Origin of the sequence: Antricoccus suffuscus (assembly GCF_003003235.1) — a bacterium.
Taxonomy (GTDB): domain Bacteria; phylum Actinomycetota; class Actinomycetes; order Mycobacteriales; family Antricoccaceae; genus Antricoccus; species Antricoccus suffuscus.
Genome location: NZ_PVUE01000016.1, coordinates 98,620 through 113,852, shown reverse-complemented (window position 1 = coordinate 113,852; position 15,233 = coordinate 98,620). Strand labels below are relative to the sequence as shown.

Here is a 15,233-nt window from a genome sequence, read left to right as displayed (position 1 = left end):
GACCGGTGGACGTTCACCCGGATCGGTGGACAGCGCATCACCGCCGCACAGACCACCCGCACCATCGCCTATGACGTGGAGAACGAGACCCGGTACGGAGAACGGGCACTGCTAGCTGACCTGATCGCGGATGTCACCGACATGGAACACCCGTACGCCGACGCGATCCGACCGACCTGGGGTGGTGAGGCCGGCGGCGGCCGGACCGCGGCCGATGCTCTCCTCGACAACGCCGAACAACTCGACCAGCAACAATCCGACGTCGTAGCCGTCGCATAGAAACGCAGCGCTCCCGCCGGAGCGCGACCGCGGATCTCGTGTGTAGACAAAGGGCGTCTATAGCGCCCATCCTCTACACACGAACCGCCAAACCTGGCTAGGACGTCCTGCATCACGGTCAACGCCGACAAGCGGAACACTTCCGCCAGAGCGCACTACCGGACACTGCCGCACCAGGTGGTGTCGATTAGCACGCTCGCTCAACATTGCGGCGCGGGTTTCGCGCTCCCGCCGGAGCGCGAGCGCGGATCTCGTGTGTAGACAAGGTGCGTCTAGGAGTCTGTTGCTTTTTAGGCCGTGCCTGCGGCAGTCTGGGCGCTCGGCAGCGGCCGCAAGAACTGACCACTCGCTTGCGGCACCTGCGCGGTGCCGACGACTTCGGCGAATTCCAGCTGTCAAGGAAGCGACGGTTACGACACGGCGCGGAAGTGAACGGTCTTGCCGGGTTCGGCTTGGGCGACCTTCCCGACATCGGCGCCGATCACGACACCGATAATCGGGTACCCACCACTCGGTGGATGGTTAGCTAGGAAAATGATCGGCTGCCCAGACGGCGGCACCTGGACGGAGCCGACGAGCATGCCTTCGCTCGGCAATTGGACATCGCCGGCGTACTCAAGGCGCGGCCCCTCGAGACGCGCGCCGACTCGGTTGATATCGGAAGACACAGTCCACCGTGCAGCCTCAAACAGTTCACGGGCCTGATCGCTGAAGAAGTCGGCACGCGGGCCGCGGATGAACCGGACCTCGATCTCGTCGGTGGCGCTTGCGGTGTCGACGACCACGTCTGTCGGCGTACCAGAGGTACCACTGTGACGGCCAATAGGTAGGGTGTCGCCGTCAGTGAGCCGCGGTGGGCCAAGGCCGGAAAGCGTGTCCGACGAGCGACTTCCCAGCACGCGCTCCACATCGATGCCGCCGCCGACACCCAGATACGTGCGCAACCCGTAGATCGCCCGCCCAGTAACAAGTTTTTGGCCAGTGGCGGCGTACGTCGTCGTCGCCATGTCTACGCCACGCCCATCGAGCGTGACGGGGACGGGCGCGCCGGTCAGCGCAAAAGACGTCGGTTCGGTGAACCGGACCGCGAGCCCGCCGAGCAGGAATTCCACCGCGGCCGCATCGGCCGGATTGCCGACCAGCCGGTTGGCCAAGTCGTATGCCGCGAGGTCGGCGGCGCCGGCCCGCGGTACGCCGAGGTGCGCCCAGCCGCTTCGGCCCACGTCTTGAACCGTCGCCTCCAGACCGGTCGCCACGATCTCGATCATCCGACCCTCCGAAACATGATCCGGTCACCGAGCCCCACCCGAGTCGGTGGGTCCGCATTGGTATCCCACATCGGTGGTCCCTCGAGCGTGCCGATGATGCTCCATCCGCCAGGCGTAGCGGCCGGATAGATCACCGTGTATTCATTGGCGATCGCGACCGCGCCGACCGGCACGCGCGTGCGCGGGTTGTCCCGGCGTGGAATCCGGATCGCCTGCGGCGTACCGGAAATGTATGCCAACCCGGGCGAGAACCCGAAGAAGTCAACGCTGTACGCGGCGCCGCTGTGCGCGGAAACGATCTCCTCGACACTCAAGCCGGTCCTCGACGCGACGTCGTCGAGATCCACACCGTCGTACCGGATCGGAATCTCGACGGTGCGCGGTTCGCCCCCCGGCGCGGTGCCTGGTTCGAAAGTCCTTACGTCGTCGCCGATACGCCGCAGCACCTCCCGCGGACCGACGAGCATGACCGTCCGAGCCGCGGGTATCAGCTCGACAAGCCGGTCGGCGTACTCGTGGCTGCGGATGAGATCGGCGAGCATATGCACGGCCCCCACATCCGGGAGTTCGATGAGCAGTCCGTCCTCGCCGACGGACCACATCGACAGCGCGCTCATGCCTATTCGATCCGGCTTAGGGCGATGCCGGCATCGATAAGCGCCGCCCGAACCGCCTGGGCCACCTCGGATGCACCCGGCGAGTCAGAATGGATGCACACCGAGTCGACGGGCATCGCGATCACGCTGCCGTCAATGGCAGTGATCTCGCCGGACTGTGCCATCGCGACCGCGCGGCGGCACGCTTCGTCGATGTCGGTGATGACCGCGTCCGGCGTTCCGCGGGGAACGAGCAGCCCGTCCGGCTGATAGGCACGATCAATGTAGCCCTCGCGGACGGTGCGCAGACCGGCCTTCTCGGCGCGCGCCGAGAAGGATGTGCCCGGTTGGCACAGAAACGGCAGCGACGCATCGAACGACCGAATCGCGTCGATCACGGCGCCGGCGTACTGCTCGTGCTGGACCGCGGCGTGATAAAGCGCGCCGTGCGCTTTTACGTATGCGACCGGCGATCCGACGAGTTCGGCGAACGCCGACAACGCGCCGAGCTGGTAGATGAGGTCGTTGGTCAAGCTGGCGCGGGAGATTTCGATGAAGCGACGCCCAAAACCGATGATGTCGTGGAAGCCGACCTGGGCACCGATACCGACGCCGTTTGCCGCGGCCGTCTCGCACGTCTGGCGCATGATGTCGGGGTCGCCGGCGTGAAACCCGCAAGCCATGTTGGCATCCGTTACGACGCCCAGAAGGGCGGCGTCATCGGCGATCCGCCACGCGCCGTACCCCTCTCCGATATCGGTGTTCAACGAGACAACGTGCTCTGGCATCAGGTCACCTAACTCCTCGGATCTGCCCCGAAGGCCATTATGGTCCATCCGCTCACCTCACCATCCGGGCCAAGCAGTGTCCGCAGTTGCGGAGATAAAACAGTCCGGGTCCCGCGTACGCCGCTCCTAGACGCAGGTGCAGACACACTTGCGGCTATATTTGTCGCATGACAAAGTTTCGGATTCGTGAGGCCGCAAACCTCCTGGGCGTCAGCGACGACACACTTCGGCGATGGGCTGACGCCGGACGAGTCGCGACGATGACCGAAAACGGCCGCCTCGCTATTGAGGGCGCAGACCTCGCCCGCTTCGCCGAGGAACTCGCCCGCTCCACCGACCGCCCCACACCCGAGCCAGTCATTCGGGAATCCGCGCGCAACCGATTCGTCGGCCTCGTGACCAACGTCGTCAAGGACACCGTGATGGCGAAGGTCGAGATGCAGGCCGGGCCGCATCGAGTCGTGTCCCTCATGAGTCGCGAGGCCGCCGACGAGCTCGAGCTCAAACCGGGCACCCTCGCGGTCGCCTCGGTCAAGTCCACCAACGTTGTCATCGAAGTGCCCGTTCAGCCATAAATCCGCCAAGCATCAACAAAGGAGTCCATATGCGTCGTCGTACCACGCTGGCCATAGCAGCGATCGCCGCGCTCACCACCCTCGTCGGCGGTTGCTCGTCGAGCAAAGACTCGGGCTCTGCGTCGTCTAACAGCAACGACAGTTCGGCATCGAAGGTCACCGGCACCATCACAGTCCTCGCTGCAGCATCGTTGACGGAGTCGTTCGACACCATTGCCAAGTCGTTCGAGAAGGCCAATCCCGGCACCACGGTAAAGATCAGCTACGGCGGCAGCTCGGCGCTCGCTGAGCAAATCAACCAGGACGCCCCCGTCGATGTCTTCGCGTCTGCGTCGACAAAGAACATGACCGCCGTAACCGACACCGGCAAGGCCGAGACTCCGACCACCTTTGTCCAGAACAAGATGCAGATCGCCGTACCCGCATCGAACCCGGCGAAGATCACCAAGCTCGCCGACCTCGCCAAGCCCGACGTCAAGGTCGCGCTCTGTCAGCCCCAAGTGCCGTGCGGAGTGACTGCCGCAAAGGTGTTCACCAACGCTGGCCTGAAGGTCACGCCTGTCACATTGGAGCAGGACGTCAAGAGCACGCTGACCAAAGTAGAGCTCAATGAGGCCGATGCCGCGGTCGTCTATGTCACCGACGTCAAGGCTGCCGGCGACAAGATCAAGGGCATCGAAATCCCCGATGACGTCAACGCGACGACCGACTACCCCATTGCAACGATGAAGAAGGCCCCCAACGCCGACGGCGCCAAGGCGTTCATGGACTACGTGCTGTCGGCCGACGGCATTAAGGTTCTTGAGAAAGCGGGATTCGCGAAGCCGTAGCAGCTCGACCAGGGGTGACCAGATAGCAGTGGGGCAACCACGTCGTACGACGAAACAACGGCGCGTCGATAAGACTGGAGCGCCCGCAATTATCGGCATTCCCGCCACTGTCGCGGTGTTGTTCTTGCTGATCCCGCTTGTCGCGCTCATCATCAGGGCACCGTGGAGCGGTCTCGGCCAGATCCTCAGCAACAGTGATGCCCTGACAGCGTTGCGGCTCTCGCTGATCTGCGCCACGTCGGCAACCGCGATCTCGCTGGTCATCGGCGTACCCCTCGCATGGGTGCTGGCCAGGGTCAACGTGCCTGGGATTGGCCTGCTGCGAGCGCTTGTCACGCTGCCACTGGTGTTGCCGCCGGTCGTCGGTGGTGTGGCGCTGCTGATGGCGTTCGGCCGTAACGGGATCGTCGGGCGGTATCTCGGCGACTGGTTCGACTTCTTCCTGCCGTTCACGACGCCCGGCGTCATCGTTGCCGAGGCATTTGTGGCCATGCCATTCCTGATCGTGACCGTCGAAGGCGCCCTGCGGTCGGCCGACCGCGGACTCGACGAGGCCGCGGCCACGCTCGGCGCCTCTCGTACGACGATCTTCAGGCGAGTGACGCTGCCGTTGATCGGGCCGTCGCTGGTGGCCGGCTCGGTGCTGTGCTGGGCCCGCGCTCTCGGCGAGTTTGGCGCCACCATCACCTTTGCCGGTAACTTCCCCGGTACGACGCAGACCATGCCGCTCGCGGTCTACAACGCGTTGCAGACCGATCCCGATGCCGCCATCGCACTTAGCCTTGTGCTGCTCTTGGTCGCGGTGGTCGTGCTGGCGAGCATGCGGCAGCGATGGTTACGTGGAAGCGGGGCCACGATATGAGCGATACGACCATGCAGCTGACGACAGCGTCGCCGAGACCGTTGCACGTAAACGCGACCGTCGAGCGCGGCAGCTTCGTATTGGACGTCGACTTCACCGTCGCCCCAGGTGAAGTGCTCGGCGTGATCGGCCCCAACGGAGCCGGCAAGAGCACACTGCTGCGCACGCTGGCCGGTCTCTCGGCTCTTACCGAAGGGTCGATCGCGCTCGGTGACGAGGTGTACGACGACCCGGCCGCGGATGTCTTCTATCCCGCGGAACGCCGACCTGTCGGACTGGTTTTCCAGAACTACCGACTGTTTCCACATTTGTCGGTGCTCGATAACGTCGCCTTCGCGGCCCGCGCTCAAGGCGCCGGGCGCCGGGAATCGCGAGCGCGTGCGGGCACGTGGCTCGACCGGCTGGACCTGTCGGAGTTCGCCTCCCGCAAGCCGGCGCAGCTGTCCGGTGGCCAGGCGCAGCGGGTGGCGCTGGCGCGCGCGCTGGCGGCAGATCCCGGGATCTTGTTGCTCGACGAGCCACTGTCCGCGCTCGACGCCCGCACCAAGCTGGAGGTGCGCAACGGACTACGAGACCACCTGCGCGACTTCGGTGGACCGACCTTGATCGTCACGCATGATCCGCTCGAGGCAATGGTGATGACCGACCGGCTGCTCGTCATCGAGCACGGTCGCGTCGTACAACAGGGCGCTCCCGCGGACGTCGCGCGACGGCCGTCGACGTCGTACATTGCCCGCCTGGTCGGCCTCAACCTCTACGCCGGCGTCGTACGGCCCGATGCCGCAGTCGAGCTCGACGGTGGCGGGAAGCTTTTTGGTTCGGCGTACGCCGCGGGCGACATGAGCGCGGAACTGCCGCCAGTCGGCTCCCGCGCGCTGGTCGCCGTACGGCCGACGTCGGTGGCGATCCACGCGACGCGGCCCGAGCACTCAAGCCCCCGAAATGCCTGGGAGGGAACGGTTGCCGGCTTGGAGCTGCTGACCGATCGGATCCGGGTGCAGGTGGACGGTACGCCCTCGGCGCTTATCGATGTCACCGCCGGAGCTGTCGCCGAGCTCGACCTCGCACGGGGCGATCGGGTATGGCTGAGCGTCAAGGCCACCGAGGTAGACGTGTACGCCGGCTAGCCCACGCCGTGCCTGCTGTCAAACCAACGTCCACAGCCAGCAGGTGCCGTCCACAGGTTCTGATACGAACCACACGGACGCCGAATTCTTCCTTACGTTGCTTGAAATCCTCCATCTCAAGCGACGGGAACTTGCATGAAACGGCGTACAACTCGAGGGCTGTCGACGGCCGCCCTGATCGGCGCGTTGGCGATCATTTGCCCAATACTTGCGACCTCCAGCGCGGACGCAGCACCATTCAGCCCCGGCTATCCCAAGACCGGACCCCATGTAGGACAGGGACTCAGCTTGCTGGTCGACGACGAGTCCTACGGCACCTACCTCTACGACGTGGATACCGGCGACGGTCAGGAGCATCTGATCGCCTACTGCGTCGACTTCCACAACAGCTATCACCCTGACGTACCTCTTCAGGAGGCTCCATGGTCCGATCTTGCCTCGCTCACGCCCAACGGCGCGTACATCAGCTGGGCGATGCACCATTCCTACCCGCATCTCGCGCTCACCGAGGTCGAGTCGACGACCGGGTTGGCGTTCAACGACGGATTGTCCGATGCCGAGGCGATCGCCGCGACCCAGGCTGCGGTCTGGCTGTTCTCGGATGGAATCACGCTTGACGGCGCGCACGTGCAGGGCACGCCCGCCGAACAAGCCGACGTGGCGGCGATGTACGGATACCTCACCGGCCCGACCAACACCGGGATGCAACCCGAGCCCGACCCCACGCTTGATCTGAAGATCGACACCACCGTCGGCCTGGCCGGTACGCCGATAGGTCCGATCACGGTCACGACCACCGGTGAGAGTGTCGACATCGACGCCGTTGGATTCGACGGCGCGATGCTCGTCGACGCGGACGGTACGCCGACCGGCACCGTCACCAACGGCGCGGAGGTGTATCTCGACGTACCGGGCGACGCGACCGGAGGCGCCGTGACAGTTTCCGGGACCACCACGGCCACGGCTACGGCGCAGGTCGGACGACTGTTCACGCCAGCGGTCACGACCACTCCGGCAGCGACACAACTGCTCGCAGTGGCCGCGGTCAAGGCGATCGACGTACACGCCGAGATCCCGGTGGCCTGGAAACCACGTCCTTCGGCGCCGACGCCGCCGCCCCCACTAGACGTGACGCCGCCGCCACCTGCCCCTGTCACTCAGCCCGTCGAGGTCCCACGGCCCACACCGCCGATGCCCGCCCCGATCGCTGCTCCCGTGCAGGCGGTCGCGGAGCAGCCCCAACTCGCATATACCGGCCTCAACGCCACCGAGTCGCTCGCCGTCGCCACCGGGCTGATTGTCGGCGGGATCGTCTGCGCCGCAGCCGGACGGAGACGCCGTACCTAGATCAGCCGAAGTACGCCGGTGGCCGCCGCCCCCACGATGACCACGACGATGAAGGGAGCTTTGAGTTTCAAGGCAATCGCGGCGGCCACCAGCCCCCCGATCCGAGCATCGAACACGACGTTCTGGCCACTGGAGACGGTATTCGCAGCGGTCAGTGCCGCCAGCAGACCGATGGTCACAATCCCTGACATATAGGCAATCCGGGGGTTGTCCATGATCTTGCTCGGCACGACGTATCCGAGGCACTTGGTACCGAAGCACAGGACGCTGGTCCCGAGGATCCACCACCACAGGGTCACTGTCCCTCACCCGCGATTCGTCGGTCGGCGTCGTCGATGACCGGTGCGCTGTCCTCTGGCCGCTGGACCCGGTGCCGGCTCTTGACGAATCCAATCGCCGCGACCACGAGCGCGGCCGCGAGGATCGGCAGTCCACTAGGGATCCACGGCGTGAGCATGACCGTGGTCACCGCAGCAACGGCGGCAATCGCCCACGCCTCACCGTTTTTCAGCCTCGGCCACAGCAGCCCTAGGAATCCGCCTACTGCGGCGCCGTCGAGCCCCCATTGCTTTGGGTCACCGGCCGCGTCACCAACAATCGCACCGAGAAACGTGAACAGGTTCCATAGGACGAAGATCGCGACGCCGGTCACCCAGAACCCGCGCTGCTGCTCACGGACCTCCACTTGGCTTGTGCACACCGCTGTCGACTCGTCGATCGTGACCTGCGCCGCCGCCAACTTGGTGATGCCGCGCGGCCTCAGGAGCGCATTGATCTGCATTCCGTACACGCCGTTGCGGATGCCCAGCAGGACCGCCGTACTCATGGCCGCCACCCCGGAACCGCCCGCGCTGATCACCCCGATGAAACCGAACTGCGAACCGCCGCTGAACAACAACAGGCTCAGCACCATTGTCTGCCACAGGTCTAGTCCGGAGGCGACGCTCAAAGCGCCAAAGGAGACGCCGTACAGGCCGGTCGCGATCGCGATCGCAAGCCCGATCCGCGTCGCCGGGGAGAGTCTGCTGATCACGTAGGTAGTCCGGCCAGGCTGGTGGAGGGGTCAGTCAAGATCGAAGGCGACACTCATCTGATTGTTCCCCGCACCCGCGAGGTCGAGGTAGCCATAGGTGCCCTGCTCGAGGAGTTCGCGGGCCGCCGCGACGAGCGCGCCGAAGGCTGCCTTGTTGAAGGACCCTCCCACCGATATCCGGGCCACACCCGCATCCGCTAGCTCGGCCACCGACGGCAGGCCGGGGCGAGCCAGGATGTTGACGGGCCTGTCGACCTCGCGGACGAGGGTGCGGATATCGTCCAGTTTGCTGATCCCCGGCGCATACAGTACGTCGGCGCCGGCCTCCTGGAAGGCTTGCAGCCGCTCGATCGTGTCCGCGAGATCGGGCCGGTCGTGAATGAAGTTTTCGGCCCTCGCGGTCAACACGAGTCCTGGTGCGCGTTTGGCCGCGTCCACCGCCGCACTGATTCGTTCGACCGCTACCTCTTTGGTGTAGATCGGGTCATCGTCGTCACCGCTGAAGTCTTCGATCGAGCAGCCGGCGAGACCGACCCGGATCGCGGCATCGACGGTGTCGAACACGCCTTGCGAATCGTCAGCGAAGCCATTCTCAAGATCAGCGTTGAACGGTAGGTCGACCGCGTCGACGAGCGACTGCGCATGGGTCAGCGACTCGTCTCGTCCGATCGCGCCATCGAGCTTGCCGAGTGTCGCCGCATGGCCGCTGCTCGTGGTCGCAAGGGCCTTGAATCCGAGTGAGGCCAGTACTTTTGCGCTACCAATATCCCACGGGTTCGGCATCAGCAGCGGCGCGCCCGGTACGTGAAGCGCGCGAAACGTGGACGCCTTGTTCTCTTCTGAAGTCATGAATTGACGGTAGCCCTAAGATGCGGTGATGGCTAAAAACGTGGAAACCGAAGCCCTGGCCGAGCTGGTGCGCCTCAACACCGTCTCGGCGAATCCCGACAGCCAGATCCGTGCGCTGCAGATGGTGCAAAGCATAGTCGCGGGCTCGCCCGGAGCAATAACCGTCACCGACGTAGGCGGCGCGCAACCGTATGCGCTGCTGTCCAACGACGCTGACCCGCGCGCCGAACGGCTGCTGTTCGCCTGCCACGTGGACACCGTGCCGGTACCCGATGCGGGTCGGTGGCAGTTCGAGCCGTGGTCCGCCGAGATCGCGGACGGTCGCCTGCACGGTCGCGGTACGTCGGACATGAAGGCCGGCGTGATCGCTGCGGCGTCGGCCTTTCGGCACGCCGTGGAGTCGGGCGTCCCGGCGGCCTTGTTGCTCACTAGCGATGAGGAGATCGGCTCACTCGGCGCGGCGGCCGCATTGCATTCGCTAGGCGAACTCAGAATTGGCGCCGCCATCGTGCCCGAGGCGACCGGTAACCGCATCGTCACCGGCCACCGCGGCGCGCTGTGGCTGCAAATTAGCGCGAGCGGCAAGAACGCGCACGGCAGCACCCCGCACCTTGGCGAGAACGCCGCCCTCAAGCTCGCGGCCGCGCTTCTGCGCGCCGAGACCGAACTTCCGCTGCAGCAGAACGAGGCCCTGGGCAAGGAAAGCTGGAACCTGGGCCTCCTCCAGTCGGGCATCGCGCCCAACGTCGTACCGGACCGCGCACAGGCAACAATCGATATGCGGGTCATCTCCGACGGTGCGCACCTGCGCGAGTGGTGGGCGAACCAGCCGGAGATCGCCGACGTCGCTACCCGCATACAACTGGCCGCCGTACACACGGACACCAGCGATCCCTGGGTACAGGCACTGCCCGCGCCGCGGGTGGACGAACCCGCTGCGTATTTCACCGACGCGTCGGTGTTTGCCGGTTCTCTACAGCCGTCGCCGGTCGTTATCTGGGGCCCCGGTACGCCGGCCGTCATGCACGCCGACAACGAGTACGTCGAGATCAGCGAGATCGACGAGTGCATCGGCATGTACTGCAGCGTTGTCGACAGTTGGGCGGATCAGAGTGCGCACGCCCTGCGATAGCCGTCCCGTTCGCGCACTCTCCAGATCGGGTCTGTGATGCCCCGTCCACGCGGTCGGCGCCCGGCTAGCGAGGGCACCCGCGAGCGCATCGTGGTCAGCGCGCGCGCCGAGTTCGCCGACCGAGGGTACGACGCGGCGACGCTGCGCGGGATCGCGCGGCGCGCGGAGGTTGACCCGGCGCTGTTGCATCACTACTTCAACGGCAAAGCGGGGCTCTTTGCCGAGGTAGTGGCGATTCCGCTCGATACGTCGGCAATTGTCAAGTCCATCAATGACGGACCCACGGCGGAGCTCGGACAACGCGTGGTCCGTACGTTTCTTAGTGTCTGGGAGTCGCCGGATGGGCGGGACCGGTTTGTCGCGCTGATCCGCTCCGCACTGTCCAACGAGCAGGCCGCTGCGGCATTACGTGAGTTCCTCACCCGCGAACTGCTGACCAAGGTCGCGGCACGGTCCGGCGTTGCGGACGCCGAATTGCGCGCGAGCCTGGCCGCGTCACACTTGGTCGGCCTTGCCATCGTCCGGTACGTCGTAATGATCGAGCCGCTCGTGCATGCGTCCGTCGACGAACTCATCTCCCTAGTGGGACCCACCCTGCAGAACTATCTCGTGCCGTAAGTTCTCACGTTTGTGTTGACCCGCGAAGTTCGCCGGGTCTATATTTCATCACATGATGAATAATGCAGCGGTCGTCGTCGAGAAGTTGCGCGTCGTGCGCGGCAAACGCGAGGTGCTGCCTGATCTCTCGCTGACCGTGCCACGCGGACAAGTTGTTGGGTTGCTCGGTCCGAGCGGCGGCGGCAAGTCGACTCTGCTGCGCGCCATCGTCGGCGTACAGATCGTCAAGAGTGGGACCATCACCGTCTTGGGCGAGCCCGCGGGATCGCGCAACCTTCGCTCACGTGTCGGCTATGTGACCCAGGAGCCCAGCGTCTTCCAGGACCTGACGGTCCGCCAAAACCTTGCCTATTTCGCGAAGCTCGTCTCGGCGGCACCGAATGTCGTCGACGAGGTCCTGTCGTCAATCGACCTCGACTCGCACGCCGACAGTCACGTCGCCAACCTCTCGGGCGGTCAGCGCTCTCGGGTATCTCTCGGCGCCGCCTTGGTCGGCGCGCCCGAGCTTCTGATCCTCGACGAACCCACCGTCGGGCTCGATCCGGTGCTGCGCCGCGACCTATGGGAGTTGTTCCACCGCCTTGCCGGCGCCGGTACGACGCTGCTGGTCTCAAGTCACGTCATGGACGAGGCGACTCGATGCCACCGGCTACTTCTACTGCGGGAAGGGAAAATTCTCGCTGACGAAACTCCGAACGGTCTGCTTGAGAAGACTGGCGCGACCGATGCCGAAGGAGCATTCCTACGGTTGATCAGCAAGGAGAGCGCGAAATGAACCCGACACTTACGCTCGCCACGGCAGGGCGAGTGATGCGTCAACTTCTCGCCGACCGTCGCACCATGGCGCTCATGCTCGTGGTGCCGTGCGTCCTCATCGGCTTGCTTGCCTGGATCTTTAAGTCCACGCCGGTGTTCGATCAAATCGGTGCGCCGCTATTGGGCATCTTTCCGTTCGTGGTCATGTTTCTGGTGACGAGCGTGGCGACATTGCGTGAGCGCTCGTCCGGAACCCTCGAACGGTTGCTCTCTACACCGCTCAACAAGGCCGACTTCCTGCTCGGGTACGCGATCGCGTTTGGCGTCATGTCAATCCTGCAGGCCCTGATCGCTACCGGTTTTGCGGTGTGGGTGTGCGGTCTCAACGCTGCCGGTCCAGCGTGGCTACTGGTCGTTGTCGCGGTGGTAGATGCCCTGCTGGGTACGGCGATCGGCCTGTTCGTCAGCGCGTTTGCCCAAACGGAGTTCCAGGCAGTTCAGTTCATGCCGGCGTTCGTTCTCCCGCAGTTCTTGTTGTGCGGACTCTTGGTGGCCCGCGATCAGATGCCGGATGTACTGCATTGGATTTCCAATATCCTGCCGCTGTCCTATGCCGTCGACGCCATGACGACCGTATCGACCAAAACCGATGCTACCGGCGACGTCGTCGTCGATCTGGTTGTCGTGTTGGCATTCGCGATCGCCGCATTACTCCTCGGCGCGATGACACTCAAGCGCCGTACCCCCTAGCGCGCAACGTCAGGCCGACGCTGGCCAACCAAAGTCGCCGCCTCAAACGCGGCCGCCAGTTGCAGTACGCCGAAGTCATCGTGCCAACGACCGACGATCTGCACGCCCACCGGCAGCCCATCGTCGGTGAAGCCACATGGCACGGAGATCGCCGGCAGGCCGGTGAGCGTGATGTAGCAGGCCGATTTCATCCACGCGACATAGCTTTCCATCTCCACGCCATTGATCTGGGTGGGGTAATCGATCTCAACGTCGAACGGCGGCACCTGGTTGACCGGGCAGATCAGGAAGTCGTGGCCCTGAAAGAACTCGCGCGCACGATGATAAATCTTCGTGCGGGTCTCCTCGGCCCTGCCGACCTCTAACGAGGTGAGCTTCAGGCCTTGCTCGATATTCCAGACAACGGTGTCCTTGAGCAGCGCGCGATGGTCGCGCAGTCGATCGCTCCCGGACAGCGCGAAGCCAGCCGCACGCAGCACGTGGAACGCCTCGTCGGCGCCGGCGAAGTCGGGCGCAGCCTCCTCGACCTCGCACCCTATGTCGCTGAAGACGTGCCGCTGGCTCTCCAGCACTGCCGTCACGGCAGGATCCACTGGTAGTCCGCCGAGGTCCGGGGACCACCCGACACGTACACCCTTGAAGGATCGGTCAAGGGGGCGAGCGAAGTCGGCCGCCGGAGAATCGATCGAGATCGGCGAACGGGCGTCGGGCCCTGCGATCGCCTCCAGCATCAGCGCGACATCGCCCACCGTGCGAGCCATCGGCCCCTTAACCGCCAGGCCATTCCAGCCGTTTTGCGCCGGCCACGTCGGGACCCGGCCGGGCGAGACTCGAAACCCGACCACGTTGTTGAAGTTGCCGGGGTTGCGCAGCGATCCACCCATGTCGCTGCCGTCAGCGATCGGGATCATGCCCGCGGCGAGCGCGGCGCCCGCCCCTCCGCTGCTGCCGCCTGCGCTCTTCGTCAGGTCGTACGGATTGCGAGTCGCGCCGAACACCGGATTGAACGTATGCGATCCGGCTCCGAACTCCGGCACGTTCGTCTTGCCGATAGTGAGGGCACCGGCCGCCTTGAGCCGCTCGACGACCAACGTGTCGAACGTCGGAACGTAGTCGCTATAGATCGGCGACCCAAACGTGGTGCGCAGGCCCGCCGTTTCTTCGAGGTCCTTATGTGCGATTGGCAGGCCGTGTAGCGCACCGACTTCTGCTCCCGAGCTGACCTTCGCGTCGGCCTCGTCGGCGAGACGAAGAGCTTCATCCGGCTCGATCGCGCTGACGATCGCGTTTACCGCCGGGTTGACTCGCTCAATCTGGTCCAGATGCGCCTGCATTACCTCCCGGGCTGAGATCTGGCGAGACCGGATCGCGCCAGCCAACTCCCGGGCCGTCATAAAGCAGAGGTCGTCCATCGCGTGCTCCTCGTCGATGTTGGGCACTACTTGATCGCTATCGCGTTAGCCGGCGAGCCGGCCGCCCCGTGTACATGCAGCGGCGCTGAAACGAGAAAGGCCTCGTAACGGCCGTCGTCGCGGCAATCCTGCGTGAGTGCCGCGGTGTCCCAGAATTCGCCGATCGAGATTCCAAACTGCCCGATGATGAAACGATGTAAAAAGCCAAACGGGTTTTCGTCATAGTCAAACGTCGGCGGCCACTGCTCAAGCGCGGGTAGGTCTGTCACCACAGCGCTCACGTGAAGGTTCCAGATGAATTCAGCCATCGCCTCGGACCGCTGCAGGCCCAGGGTCTGCAACGTCTCTCGCGACGCGAGACGTTCGCGGAGCGCCGGATCATCATGGCGCCGGTACCACTCGAGGAATCCGGTGTGAATGATGAGCACGTCTCCGGTCTCGACCTGGACGTTCTGCGCGGCAAGGCACCCCGACAAGTCCTCCACCGTGACCGCACGCGGAACTGTCGGATCGTAGTCCGCGCCTTCTGCCCGGTACACACTTTCCAGGTCCACAATCACCGCGCGGCCGGCAATTCCTCGCTCGGCGACGTGATGGATGGCGTTGCGACCCTCATCGAGGATCTCGCTCGTCGTGACCCCGTTATAGAAGCTGCCCGGGGCGTAGGCCGCATGGGACAACGCGTCCCACTGGCTGGAGGACTGCGGGGAGAACTCGTCGAAGATGTCATCCATAGAACGCCCGTGAGCCGGCACGATCGGTGTACGACGGAGCGCCTTTCGATCGAACATCGGTGGGCTGATCACGTCCATTGGCGCGTTCATCGAGAAGACAGCGCCCTTGCGTACGAGCCGCGCGGCGGCAGTGACGCGTTCGGGCGTCTGCAGGTTGAACATGCCGACATTGTCGTCCGCACCAAACAGGCCCCAACCGCTCCGCCCACCACCGGGCAACTCGGGCAGCGAGGAGTAGTCGGGTAAGGGTTCATCGCGGGTCATACGAGTGCTCACC

18 protein-coding genes are annotated in these 15,233 nt (G+C 64.8%); 10 read left to right on the top strand and 8 right to left on the bottom strand.

The window, feature by feature from the left end; translation table 11 throughout:
* Positions 1-279 (top strand): hypothetical protein (locus CLV47_RS22095; protein WP_170111123.1); only part of this gene is annotated, 279 nt, incomplete at its 5' end.
* 410 nt (positions 280-689) lie between these two features.
* On the opposite strand, the gene CLV47_RS16735 is transcribed toward CLV47_RS22095, so the two are convergent.
* Genes CLV47_RS16735 through CLV47_RS16725 form a run of 3 tightly spaced genes read right to left on the bottom strand, consistent with a single transcriptional unit; the run spans position 690 to position 2,931 of the window.
* Complete coding sequence (locus tag CLV47_RS16735) at positions 690-1,547, bottom strand: 5-oxoprolinase subunit C family protein (protein WP_106350201.1); 858 nt, start codon at positions 1,545-1,547, stop codon at positions 690-692.
* Positions 1,544-2,164: a 5-oxoprolinase subunit B family protein gene (locus CLV47_RS16730; protein WP_106350200.1), complete on the bottom strand. Its 621-nt coding sequence runs from the start codon at positions 2,162-2,164 to the stop codon at positions 1,544-1,546. The genes CLV47_RS16735 and CLV47_RS16730 overlap by 4 nt, the downstream gene beginning before the upstream one ends.
* A gap of 2 nt (positions 2,165-2,166) precedes the next feature.
* On the bottom strand, positions 2,167-2,931 hold the full coding sequence (locus CLV47_RS16725; RefSeq protein WP_106350199.1) for a LamB/YcsF family protein: 765 nt from the start codon (positions 2,929-2,931) through the stop codon (positions 2,167-2,169).
* A 167-nt stretch (positions 2,932-3,098) separates the two neighbouring features.
* Between CLV47_RS16725 and CLV47_RS16720 the strand changes: the two genes are divergently transcribed.
* The 5 genes from CLV47_RS16720 (at position 3,099) to CLV47_RS16700 (ending at position 7,672) form a co-directional block, all read left to right on the top strand.
* Entirely contained in the window at positions 3,099-3,506 is a 408-nt protein-coding gene (locus CLV47_RS16720; protein WP_106350198.1) for a TOBE domain-containing protein, read from the top strand.
* A 29-nt stretch (positions 3,507-3,535) separates the two neighbouring features.
* Positions 3,536-4,336: a molybdate ABC transporter substrate-binding protein gene (gene modA / locus CLV47_RS16715; protein WP_106350197.1), complete on the top strand. Its 801-nt coding sequence runs from the start codon at positions 3,536-3,538 to the stop codon at positions 4,334-4,336.
* A 28-nt stretch (positions 4,337-4,364) separates the two neighbouring features.
* The gene (gene modB / locus CLV47_RS16710) at positions 4,365-5,198 is read left to right on the top strand and encodes a molybdate ABC transporter permease subunit (RefSeq protein ID WP_202862648.1); all 834 of its coding nucleotides are present in this window, start codon (positions 4,365-4,367) and stop codon (positions 5,196-5,198) included.
* A complete protein-coding gene (locus CLV47_RS16705; protein ID WP_238145481.1) occupies positions 5,195-6,325 on the top strand; it encodes an ABC transporter ATP-binding protein in 1,131 nt (376 codons plus the stop codon). The genes modB and CLV47_RS16705 overlap by 4 nt, the downstream gene beginning before the upstream one ends.
* Positions 6,326-6,460: 135 nt before the next feature.
* Positions 6,461-7,672, top strand: a complete 1,212-nt coding sequence (locus tag CLV47_RS16700; RefSeq protein ID WP_106350195.1) for a thioester domain-containing protein — start codon at positions 6,461-6,463, stop codon at positions 7,670-7,672.
* On the opposite strand, the gene CLV47_RS16695 is transcribed toward CLV47_RS16700, so the two are convergent.
* The 3 genes from CLV47_RS16695 to CLV47_RS16685 are packed head-to-tail and all read right to left on the bottom strand — an operon-like array spanning position 7,669 to position 9,554.
* Positions 7,669-7,971, bottom strand: coding sequence for an AzlD domain-containing protein (locus CLV47_RS16695; RefSeq protein WP_106350194.1), 303 nt, complete (start codon positions 7,969-7,971; stop codon positions 7,669-7,671). The genes CLV47_RS16700 and CLV47_RS16695 overlap by 4 nt on opposite strands.
* Entirely contained in the window at positions 7,968-8,705 is a 738-nt protein-coding gene (locus CLV47_RS16690; RefSeq protein ID WP_106350193.1) for an AzlC family ABC transporter permease, read from the bottom strand. The genes CLV47_RS16695 and CLV47_RS16690 overlap by 4 nt, the downstream gene beginning before the upstream one ends.
* Positions 8,706-8,735: 30 nt before the next feature.
* Complete coding sequence (locus CLV47_RS16685) at positions 8,736-9,554, bottom strand: isocitrate lyase/PEP mutase family protein (protein WP_106350192.1); 819 nt, start codon at positions 9,552-9,554, stop codon at positions 8,736-8,738.
* A gap of 28 nt (positions 9,555-9,582) precedes the next feature.
* Between CLV47_RS16685 and CLV47_RS16680 the strand changes: the two genes are divergently transcribed.
* From CLV47_RS16680 to CLV47_RS16665, 4 genes are read left to right on the top strand one after another with little or no spacing between them, the layout of a single operon-like run.
* A complete protein-coding gene (locus CLV47_RS16680) occupies positions 9,583-10,686 on the top strand; it encodes a M20 family metallopeptidase (RefSeq protein WP_106350191.1) in 1,104 nt (367 codons plus the stop codon).
* A gap of 36 nt (positions 10,687-10,722) precedes the next feature.
* A complete protein-coding gene (locus CLV47_RS16675; protein ID WP_106350190.1) occupies positions 10,723-11,304 on the top strand; it encodes a TetR/AcrR family transcriptional regulator in 582 nt (193 codons plus the stop codon).
* 52 nt (positions 11,305-11,356) lie between these two features.
* Positions 11,357-12,079: an ABC transporter ATP-binding protein gene (locus tag CLV47_RS16670; protein ID WP_106350189.1), complete on the top strand. Its 723-nt coding sequence runs from the start codon at positions 11,357-11,359 to the stop codon at positions 12,077-12,079.
* Positions 12,076-12,810 carry an ABC transporter permease gene (locus tag CLV47_RS16665; RefSeq protein ID WP_106350188.1) on the top strand — a complete coding sequence of 245 codons (735 nt, stop codon included), beginning with the start codon at positions 12,076-12,078 and terminating at the stop codon, positions 12,808-12,810. Before CLV47_RS16670 ends, CLV47_RS16665 begins: the two co-directional genes overlap by 4 nt.
* Here the strand turns inward: CLV47_RS16665 and CLV47_RS16660 are convergent.
* Together CLV47_RS16660 and CLV47_RS16655 are read right to left on the bottom strand one after the other, a co-directional pair.
* Complete coding sequence (locus CLV47_RS16660) at positions 12,807-14,249, bottom strand: amidase (RefSeq protein ID WP_238145480.1); 1,443 nt, start codon at positions 14,247-14,249, stop codon at positions 12,807-12,809. The two genes, CLV47_RS16665 and CLV47_RS16660, sit on opposite strands and share 4 nt — an antisense overlap.
* Positions 14,249-15,220: a cyclase family protein gene (locus CLV47_RS16655; RefSeq protein WP_170111122.1), complete on the bottom strand. Its 972-nt coding sequence runs from the start codon at positions 15,218-15,220 to the stop codon at positions 14,249-14,251. The genes CLV47_RS16660 and CLV47_RS16655 overlap by 1 nt, the downstream gene beginning before the upstream one ends.
* Between the last annotated feature and the right edge of the window lie 13 nt (positions 15,221-15,233).